Here is a 9,843-nt window from a genome sequence, read left to right as displayed (position 1 = left end):
CCCAGATACGCCTCCTTGACGGCCGCGTTTTGTTCGATCTCTGCAGACGTCCCGTGGAAGTCCACCTTTCCTTCGCTCATGACGAAGGCGTACTCGCAGACTTTGAGGGCCATACGGACATTCTGTTCAACGAGCAGAATCGTCAGGCCTTCGCGCTGGAGTCGCTGCAGGGAATGGAAGAGCTCGAGGGTGAGCACAGGGGCGAGGCCGAGGGACAGCTCGTCGATCATGAGGATCTTCGGTTCTGCCATGATCCCGCGGGCTACGGCGAGCATCTGTTGTTCGCCGCCGCTCATGGTCCCGGCGCTCTGTTTGGAGCGTTCTTCGAGCCGTGGGAACAGCTCGAAGACCTTGGCCAGATTGGCACCCATGCGGGCGCGGGCGCGTTTCGGTGTCGCACCCATCTCGAGGTTCTCACGCACGGTCATGTCGCTGAAGAGCTGGCGGCCTTCCGGCACCATGATCATGCCGAGCTCTGCCTTGGCATGCGCCGGCAATCGGCTGACGTCTTCGCCCTGGAAGGTCACGGTGCCTTTCCATGGAGCGATCTGGCCCATGATCGTGCGGAGCAGCGTCGTTTTCCCGGCACCGTTGGAACCCACCAGCGCCGTGAGCCTGCTCTCTTCCACGGCGAGGTCGAGACCCCAAAGGATCTGTAGGTCTCCATAGCCCGAGGTGATGCCGCGAACGTCGAGCATTCCCATCACGACCGCCCCTCTTCGAGGATCTGGGCTGCAAGTTCGGGATTGCCGAGATACGCTTCGATGACCTGTTCGTCCTTGGAGACCTCCGATGGGGGTCCATCCGCGATCATCTTTCCGTGGTTGAGGACGATGATCCGATCGGAGAGGTTCATGATGGCGTGCATGATGTGCTCGATCATGATGATCGTGACACCCTGGTCCCTGATCTGGCGGATGGTGCCGAGCATGCCTTGGACTTCCGTCTGGTTGAGTCCCGCCAGCACCTCGTCGAGCAGCAGTAGATGCGGCTTCGCTGCGAGCGCTCGAGCCATCTCAAGTCGCTTCTTCTGTGCCACGTTGAGGCTGCCGGCGAGCATCTCCGAACGCTCGTGAAGACCCACGAACTCCATCACCTCGCCGGCCACGTCGCCGGCAGCTCTGATTGAGAGGCCATCCTTGCCATAGCAGGCGCCGACGATGACGTTCTGACGAACCGTCAGTTCGTTCAGAGGACGGACGATCTGATGCGTTCGTGACAACCCCAGATGGGCGATGCGGTAGGTTCGTTTGCCGGTGATGTCCGTTCTGCGGAACACCATATTGCCGTGAGTCGGTGCGTAGACGCCGTTGATGCAGTTGAACAAGGTCGTCTTCCCTGCTCCGTTCGGGCCGATCAGCCCGAGGATCTCGCCACCATCGAGTGAGAAACTCACGTTGTCGACAGCGGTGAGTCCGCCGAACTGCTTGGTGACGTTTTGAATCTGCAGAATCATTCGAGCACCTTCCGCAGACGGGGGAAGCGTTTTCGGAGCCAACCGATGGCTCCACCCGGGATGAACAGGATGATCAGTAGGAGCAAGAGGCCGGCCACGGCGAGCTGCACGTTCTTGAAAATGGGACTCGTGAGCAGCGACTTGCGGAGTTGCTGGTAGACGCCGGCTCCGAGCACCGGCCCGATCACCGTTCCGAAACCTCCGAGCATCACCATCACGATGAGCTCGATGGAGAGTTGGAGACGGAAAGCATCGCCAGGTTCGATGTTGCCGTTCTTGAAGAAGAACAGCACACCGATGAGTCCGGGGAAGATCGCTGACAGCACGAAAGACCACGTCTTGGCGGTCGGCGCGTTGACTCCCATGACCTCTGCTGCGTCTTCATCTTCTCGGATCGCCAGCAGACCCAGTCCGAACTTGGAGCGCTTGACCATGTATGAGACCACGATGACCATCACGGTGATGACCGCAACGGCCCAATAGACGGCCCATAGAGCGGTCGTCGCGCCCCCATACTGCTTGTAGACGGAGAATTTCAGGTCCATGCCAACGGGTCCGCCAAACGGTGTGAAGTTGTTGACGAGCGCCCGCATGGCCTCGTTGACTCCAATCGTGGCCAGAGCGAAGTATGCACCTCGCAGACGGAGGATCGACTTGCCGAGTCCGTAGGCGAGCAAGGCTGCTGCCGCTCCGCCGGCCAGCACCGAGAGCCACAGGCTCCAGCCCAGCTGGCTGACCGTGTAGAAGCCGACGTAGCCCCCAACTCCAAAGAACACGATGTGACCGAAACTCACGTAACCGGTGTAGCCGAGCAGTATGTTGAGGCTCGAAGCGAGAGCGATTGCCATGAGGATCGTGAACATGGATTCGCGCGTGCTCGCCTTTCCCGACACGGCGGGTATGAGGGCAAGGATCACCACGATGGTGAGGGTGAGAGTGAGTCCTGGGATCCGCTTCATGACTTCTTCTTCCCGAACAGGCCTTGCGGCATGACGAGCAGGATCATGACAAAGAGGACGAACTCGAGCACCGGAACCCACGTCGTTTTCATGAACACGGGCACGAGGCCCTCGATGAGACCAAGGATCAAGCCTCCCACCAGGGCGCCGAGAGGATTGCCGAGCCCTCCGAGCACGACGATCACGAAGCTCTTCAACTCGTAGATCCCACCTCCGAGGATGTTGATCGGCAGGATTGTCGAAATGAGCCCTCCTGCAGTCATGGCAAGCATTGTGCCGATACCGAAGGTGAGTGCCAGGATGCGGGTCGATGGGATGCCCATCAACTCGGCTGCCTGCCTGTTGTTGGCTACCGCCCTGATGTACTTGCCGTAACGTGTGCGATACATGAACCAGTAGAGCAGGGCCGTCACCAGGATCGCCACCGCCGTCGCTGCGAGGCGGGTGCCGGTGACCGTGATCGGTCCTGTGGTCACACTCCCAAGCGAGTACTCGACGTTGTAAGACGTCGTCGACAGAATCGCCGTGCCAACGCCGATGATCATCATGTTGACCGAGAACGTCGATAGGAGACTCGACAGGGGCGGCGCGTCGATCACCCGATGAACGGCGACGAAGTAGACGAGGAATCCGAACGCCAGACCGATAGCGGCAACGATGATCAGGGCGAGGAACGGGTTCAGTCCGAAGAACGTGAAGATCTCATAGACGCCGAACATCCCGACCGCGATCATCGGGCCCATGGGCCAGGTTGATGACATCCATCACTCCGAAGATCAGCGTGAGGCCCATCGCGGCGACGCCGTAGACGAATCCCATCAGCAAACCGTCGAACGATGACGCGACGAGCACATCCAAGCTCATGGGAGCTCCCCGGGTTGGAACCCTCCCGCGGCGTCAGTGCCGCGGGAGGGGGATTGGCGTTCCGTCACCGTCCGAGCGGGTACACCGGATCTGCGGTTGCACCAGCCTTCGGCCAGACGATCTGCTTCACGAGCTGATCACCGGACTTCTGCCACTGGACGACCACCATGTCGTGGCCGATCTGGAGGCCATGGAAGTCAGCGCTCGTGTCGAACCTGAGCGGGCCAAAGAAGGTCTCCAGGTTCGTCGCGTCGAGCGCAGCCTTGATCGCATCGTTGTCGAGCGAGTCCGCCTTCTGGATCGCGTATTGCAGCAAAAGGCCTGCGGCGTAGCCGCCGGCGGAGTGATACGAAGGCTCCTCGCCATACGCAGCCGTGTACTCGGAAACGAAGTCGGCACCGGAGATGCCGATCCAGTCTGCACCTGCCGCGGCGGCGGATGCTTCGGTGAACACGACAGCGGGCTCCCACTGACTGGGACCGGCGATACCGGCCGCCGCATCGCCCAGTTCGGCGAACGTCGGCTCAGGTGGTGCGACGAGCAGGGACACGAACTTGACGGGGACGTTCTTCTCATAGAGCTGGCGAGCGAATGCGCTGCCGTCCTGGAAGTGACCGCCTCCGAGAATCGCGTCCGGAGCTGCTGCCTGGATCTTGTTGATGAACGGGTTGAAGTCGTTCGTGTCAGGGTCGTAGCCCTCGAACAGAACGATGTCGTAGCCGTTGCCTTCCGCGTAGTTCTTTGCTGCTTCGACGACACCTGTTGAGAACGTCGAGTTCTCGTAGACGAAAGCGATCTTCTTGGCATTCGAATCGAGGCTCGTCAACAGGTCGACGGAGCTGGTCAGGTAGCGACTGGAAGGGGTGTACACCTGGTAGACGGAGGTGTATCCCTGTGTGTACACCGAGTCGGACGCGGCGCCGGTGGTGATCATGACTTTGCCGTACTGCTCCGCGATGACGGCAGACGCAGCCGTCAGACCACTCGAATACGGGGAGATGAGGAAGTCTGCGTCATCGTCGGTTGCGAGCTTCGTGTACAGCTCCTGGACACGATCCTTGTTGGACTCGTCGTCGTAGGTCACTGCCTCGAAGGTGAGGACGGTACCGTCGCTGAGCGTGATACCTCCGGCATTGTTCACGTCGTCCATCCACAGCTGGAGACCGTCGACCTGGCGGGTCGAAGACGTGTTGAACTTGCCCGTTACCGAGGCCGTGAATCCAATTGTGACGACCCTGGGCTCGGGTGTCGAGGTGGCCGCCGTGGTTCCGGTCGCCGCCGTGGTTCCGGTCGCCGCCGTGGTTCCGGTCGCGGCCGTGGTTGTGGCGCTGCCGGATGCGCAAGCGCCGAGTACGAGTGCCAGCACCAATAGCAGTGCCGACCATAGATGAATGCGTCTCACTATGAGTCCCTTCGGGATCGAGTTCGACGAAAGCGACCCGGCGTCACCGGGTCGTGGGTCGAGGTGGGTTGGGAAATCGAATATGAAGTTGGTAATTCATCCGCATTGCCTTGAGCGGCTGCTGCGAATTCACCTCCAGTCACGGTGATGTACCTCCATACCCGACCTGGGCACCTTAGCATCGGCGTTTCTCACGTGATCTGGTAAGCGGTAGATGTGCTCACCGGCCGTATCGCGCATCGGTACCGACGTCCGACAACCTACTCCGGCTCGAATCGCGTTCCGCTTGCGGAAGGTGGTTCGCTCGCGAGGAACTCACGGAGCGCCGGGAAACGGTTGGCCAGTTGCTTGAGCCAGTCGGTGTAGACGATCAACAGTGTCAGGATCATGATCGGGAACGGCAGGCTGGGGAGGATTTGGGAGACGTTGGGGAACACCGGCTGTAGCTGGATTGCGACGATCTGCAGGGCGCCGAAGAGATAGGCCCCGAGCGCCGCCCTATACGGATGCCACCCTCCAAAGATCACGATGGCGAGGGCGATCCACCCGAAGTTGAGCGTGTGCTGGAACGACCAGCCCAGTTTCACGTCCAGAGAGAAGGCGGCGCCCGCGACACCGATGAGGGAACCGCCGACCGCTGTGTACAGGTAACGGAGGCGGTTGACCGGGATGCCCCTGGAATGTGCACCTTCGGGGCGTTCGCCGACCGCTTGGAGCTTCAGTCCTGGCCGCGTCCGGAAGATGAACCAGTAGGCGACGAAGATGAGCACGATGCTGGAGTAGACCATGAGATCCTGCTGGAAGAAGATAGGTCCGAGGAAGGGCATCGAGGCAAGCCCCGGGATGGGCAGATGTGGCACACCCGCCAGAGGCTGGTGGACGTAGGGATTACCGAGGAACGTGGAGAGGTCGCGTGTCAAAGCGAACATCACGAAACCGACGGCTACTTGGTTCAGAGTCAGCGTGATGCTGGCATAGGCGATCACCAATGCCACGAGCATCCCGACCACGGCGGCAGCGGCGAAGCCGAGTGTTGTGCTTCCGGTGGTGAAGGCGACGGCGAAACCGGCCATCGCCGAGAGCATGATGCTTCCGTCGAGGGAGAGGTTGATGACTCCCGCCTTCTCGGTGATGGTCTCGCCAATGACGGCGAAGACCAGCGGAGCCGATGCCGCGACGATCGATGCAAGGACAGCTTCCATCAGTCCCCCCCAGCCGGCGATGTCTGGGCCGCGGACTCGATTCGATTCCCGCGCCGGACCTGAATGCCCTGTGCGAGCATGGCAAAGAGCACGAGGATGCCCTGAAGCACACCGCCGAGTGACGAGTCCAGGTTCAGCCGGAGCTGTAACTGCGTGCTGCCTACGGAGATCATCGCAAAGAAGAAGGCGACGGGAGGCACCCAGAGGGCGCTGAGACTCACGAGAAGGGCAACGAGGATGCCGAGGTAGCCGTAGCCGCCTGATACGGCGGGCACGAGCTTGTGGAAGAAGCCCGTGACTTGGACAGTTCCTGCGAGTCCTGCGAGTCCGCCACCGATGGCGAACGCCGACAGCATGTAGCCGTTGGTTGGGATGCCGAGGAGATAGGCGCTCTTCGGATTCCGGCCGACCGCCTTGAGGCGGAGTCCATAGCGCGTCCCTCGTAAGAGGAGGTAGACGAGCACAACGGCCAGAACGGCGACACCGACGGCGACGAGAGAAAGGCGGGAGCCTTCGATCGTCGGCAGCCATGCGTGTTCCGGGAACGGGTTCGTGCCGCTCGTGGAAGCGATTCCGGCGCGCTTCCAGGGACCGATGATCAGATAGGTGGCGAGTGCCTGTGCAACGAAGGTGAGCCCCAGTCCTCCGAAGATCTCGTTGACTCGCCCGTATACCTTGAGTGCGCCCGCGAAGAAGGCCCAGATCACTCCTCCGGCCATTCCGGCGAGCATGGTGAGAACGATGAGCACCCAGACCGGTCCGTCGACCGTACGAGCCACATAGCTTGCGGCGATGGCTCCGGCGATCACCTGTCCTTCCACACCGATGTTCCAGAGGCCCGCGGTGTATGTGACGACGAGACCGGCCGACGTGAGCATGAGCGGGATCCAGGCCATGAGCGTGTCGGAGAGTTTGCGTGTGCTTCCGACAGACCCTTTCGCGAGCAGATTGAAGGCTTCCAGCGGGGGTGCGTTGACGAGCAGCATCAGGCCGGTCGCAACGAGGAGGGCGGCAACGATCGCAAGGACCGCCGAACCAAACCTGTGTGACCAGTTCATGCGGTGACCTTCCGTACCCCGCCGATCAGATAGCCGAGCTGCTCGACCGTTGCGCCGGCGGTGTCGATGACGTCGATGATCTCCCCTGAGAAGAACACGGCGATCCGGTCCGAGTACTCCAGAAGTTCATCCAGATCTGAGGATGCGAACACGATTGCGGTTCCGTCATCCCTTCGTTTCAGGAGTTGGCGCCACACCCAGTTGGCGGACTCGATGTCGAGTCCGCGAGTGGGATGCTGCATGAGTAGGACGCGAAGCTCGTCCGGGGTCATGGCAAGGAGGAGGCGCTGCTGGTTTCCGCCGGAGAGCTCTTCGGCGGTGCTGTCGGGGCGTCCCTTGATGAAGTGCTCCTCGATGAGGGCTGCCGCGCGTCGCTCGGCGGCTCCCCAGTCGATGAAGAAACTCGTCTCTTCCCCGGCGAGCACGAAATGCTCGGTCAAGGTGACACCGGTGAGCAGCCCCTCCTCGAGGCGGCCCGCAGGGAGGTAGTGCACACCCGCTTCCAGGAAGTCGCGATAGCTGCGGCGGGACATGTCCTGGTCACCGATGAGCAATGAGCCTGCAACAGGTTTCAGAAGTCCTGCCGCAGCGCGCAGGAAGGTCCGCTGGCCGCTGCCGACGAGGCCGGCCAGGCCAACGACTTCGGACGAGCGCACGGTCAGTGAGAGGTGCTCCATGGTGAGAAGGTCGTCGCGCAAGGTGACATCGCGTACGGTGAGCGCAGGCAGTCCGAGCTCGACGTCTTTGCGCTGTTCGGTGACGACGACTTCCCCGAACATCATCTCGACCAGTCGATCCGTTGGGCAGGGGAGATTCGCGGCGCCGACGACTCTTCCGGCTCGAAGCACGGTTACCTTGCTGCAGAGCTGTATGACCTCTTCGAGCTTGTGCGACACGAAGATGACGATCATGCCCTCTGCAGCGAGGGCTTTCAGCGTGGCGAACAGCTTCTCGCGTTGTGTCTCCGAGATACCGGTCGTCGGTTCATCGAGGATGAGCACTCGAGCGCCCAGCCACAGCAGGCGGGCGATCTCGAGTTGTTGACGCTCGCCGATCGTCAGCTCTCGGGCGGCAGCATCGGGATTGAGATCGAAGCCGAACCGTCCGCATACTTCCAGCAGATCCTTACGGGCTCTCTTGCGATCCACCTGCAGGTGCCCCGGACTTCCGATCAGGAAGTTGTCGACGACCGTGAGCGGCAGGAACACGAGGGGATCCTGATGCAGCATGCCGATCCCGTGGCGGAGTGCGTCGTTGGGGGAGCGCAGCTCTAGCTGTTTCCCTTCGAGAATGACGTTGCCGGAGTCGGCCAGGTAGAAGCCGGACAGGATCTTCATGAGCGTCGACTTGCCGGCGCCGTTTTCCCCGAGGAGCCCGTGAAGCTCCCCTGCCTCGACCTCCAGTGTCACCCCGTCGTTGGCGCGCACCGGGCCGAAGTGCTTGTGGATGTCCAGCAGCCGCAGGCTCATGTGGCAGCCACCATAGTGTCTTGGCTGGCAGGGTTCGTGGTGTCGATGCCGAGGTGGGGCGCCGCTCGTCGGGTTCTCCGCCCGGCCGCACCTGCAGTTTCGAGGTGACTGCTCGAGACCGGCAACTGTCAATCAGCAATTGGCACGGCCGCCGCATCCGCCCCGCGGTCTTGCATCGACGCTGCTCGCGCTACGAAGTACGAAACACGTGAAGGAAGCAAACCCGAACCTGGTGTCGGAGGGTTGGACGAGGAAGGGGGGACGGTGTTCACACCGTCCCCCCTCGCATTTGCGGGTTTGTCTAGCCGGAGGTGCTGGCTCCCTCCATGCCTTCGAGCAATTCGGGCATGTACCAGATCTGTGAATCCGTTGCGGTCTCTCCGTCTGCAAGGAACGGAGTGCCGTCCTGGAAGTTCAGTGGTCCGGTCCACAAATTGATCGAGCCGTCTGCCAATCCGGCGATGAACGTGTCGAGCTGAGCTTTGTTCTCGGCAGAAAGCCCTGGCCCCTCAACAAAGCCGACCGCGCTCGTATCCGGGTTGTTGATGTCACTCCAATCCGGTCCGTTCCACTGCCAATCGGCCGTGAACGTACCGTTCTGCACCGCCTGGGCTGCCTGCAGGTACGCAGGTCCCCAGTTGAAGTACGGGACACCGAGGCAGATGTCCGGCCTCTGTTCGCAGGCGCCTTCGAAGTCGTAGGGCACTGCCCATACCGCTCCACCGGCGTCGGCCCGTTGGCCTGCCACGACGAGTGCTTCGGAAGTGTCGATTCCGGAGATGACCACATCGGCGCCACCATCGAAGAAACTGTTCGTGACGACAGTCGGATCTGCTGTCACACCGGGGATGTTGAACCAGAATCCAATCCAGGAGACTTCGTACTTCAGGTCGGAGGCGGCTTTGCCCCGGTAGTTCTCCCAGCAGTACTTGGCGCCCAGGAAGGCCGAGTCGGTGAGCCGGCGGGTCTCGTCATTCGCCAGTGGACCGAGATACGCGATGGATCCCGTCTGGGTCGTGAGGCCGGCGGCACACCCGCCGATCATCTTGCCGTAAATCATTCGGCCCATGATGTTGCCGAGGTTGTCGATGCCGGCGAAGGCTTTGCCGTCTTTCCAGGCACTGTCGCCGGAGGTCCAGATCATCGCGACGTCAGGATGCGCCTTGGCCGCGGCCTCGATGCCGTCCTTCATGTCATCCGAAGTGGCAAAGATCAACTTGGCGCCCTGATCGATCATGTCATCGACGACCTGTTCGACGCTGGTGCCCGGTCGATCGGCAGGGTTCACCTTGTCGAGCGTGATCATCTTCGCGCCGAGCTTCTCCTCGACGTACTGGCCACCTTCGTAGTTGGCCTGACTCCATCCACGGTCGTTCTGCGGTCCCACCAGGATCATGCCAAACACCAGTGGCTCGGCAGGTGCCGTGGTGGGC

General features: G+C 61.5%; 10 protein-coding genes. All 10 read right to left on the bottom strand.

The window, feature by feature from the left end; genetic code table 11:
• On the bottom strand, nt 1-698 hold a 698-nt coding region (locus GWP04_11550), incomplete at its 3' end, for an ATP-binding cassette domain-containing protein (GenBank protein ID NIA26187.1).
• A 5-nt stretch (nt 699-703) separates the two neighbouring features.
• Nucleotides 704-1,456 (bottom strand): ATP-binding cassette domain-containing protein, encoded by a 753-nt coding sequence (locus tag GWP04_11545; protein NIA26186.1) that lies wholly within the window; start codon nt 1,454-1,456, stop codon nt 704-706.
• Nucleotides 1,453-2,415 carry a branched-chain amino acid ABC transporter permease gene (locus GWP04_11540; GenBank protein NIA26185.1) on the bottom strand — a complete coding sequence of 321 codons (963 nt, stop codon included), beginning with the start codon at nt 2,413-2,415 and terminating at the stop codon, nt 1,453-1,455. The genes GWP04_11545 and GWP04_11540 overlap by 4 nt, the downstream gene beginning before the upstream one ends.
• Complete coding sequence (locus tag GWP04_11535) at nt 2,412-3,149, bottom strand: branched-chain amino acid ABC transporter permease (GenBank protein ID NIA26184.1); 738 nt, start codon at nt 3,147-3,149, stop codon at nt 2,412-2,414. The genes GWP04_11540 and GWP04_11535 overlap by 4 nt, the downstream gene beginning before the upstream one ends.
• Nucleotides 3,118-3,279: a hypothetical protein gene (locus GWP04_11530; protein ID NIA26183.1), complete on the bottom strand. Its 162-nt coding sequence runs from the start codon at nt 3,277-3,279 to the stop codon at nt 3,118-3,120. Before GWP04_11530 ends, GWP04_11535 begins: the two co-directional genes overlap by 32 nt.
• 64 nt (nt 3,280-3,343) lie before the next feature.
• Nucleotides 3,344-4,681 carry an ABC transporter substrate-binding protein gene (locus GWP04_11525; GenBank protein NIA26182.1) on the bottom strand — a complete coding sequence of 446 codons (1,338 nt, stop codon included), beginning with the start codon at nt 4,679-4,681 and terminating at the stop codon, nt 3,344-3,346.
• Between the two features lie 260 nt (nt 4,682-4,941).
• Nucleotides 4,942-5,883 (bottom strand): ABC transporter permease, encoded by a 942-nt coding sequence (locus GWP04_11520; GenBank protein ID NIA26181.1) that lies wholly within the window; start codon nt 5,881-5,883, stop codon nt 4,942-4,944.
• Nucleotides 5,883-6,941, bottom strand: coding sequence for an ABC transporter permease (locus tag GWP04_11515; GenBank protein NIA26180.1), 1,059 nt, complete (start codon nt 6,939-6,941; stop codon nt 5,883-5,885). Before GWP04_11515 ends, GWP04_11520 begins: the two co-directional genes overlap by 1 nt.
• Nucleotides 6,938-8,410, bottom strand: a complete 1,473-nt coding sequence (locus GWP04_11510) for an ATP-binding cassette domain-containing protein (protein NIA26179.1) — start codon at nt 8,408-8,410, stop codon at nt 6,938-6,940. The genes GWP04_11515 and GWP04_11510 overlap by 4 nt, the downstream gene beginning before the upstream one ends.
• A gap of 301 nt (nt 8,411-8,711) precedes the next feature.
• A partial coding sequence (locus tag GWP04_11505; protein NIA26178.1) for a BMP family ABC transporter substrate-binding protein occupies nt 8,712-9,843 on the bottom strand: 1,132 nt, incomplete at its 5' end.

Source organism: Gammaproteobacteria bacterium, from assembly GCA_011682695.1.
GTDB lineage: Bacteria > Actinomycetota > Acidimicrobiia > Spongiisociales > UBA4744 > BMS3Bbin01.
The sequence above is the reverse complement of the archived record's forward strand: the minus strand, read 5'-3'. Positions and strand labels throughout refer to the sequence as shown.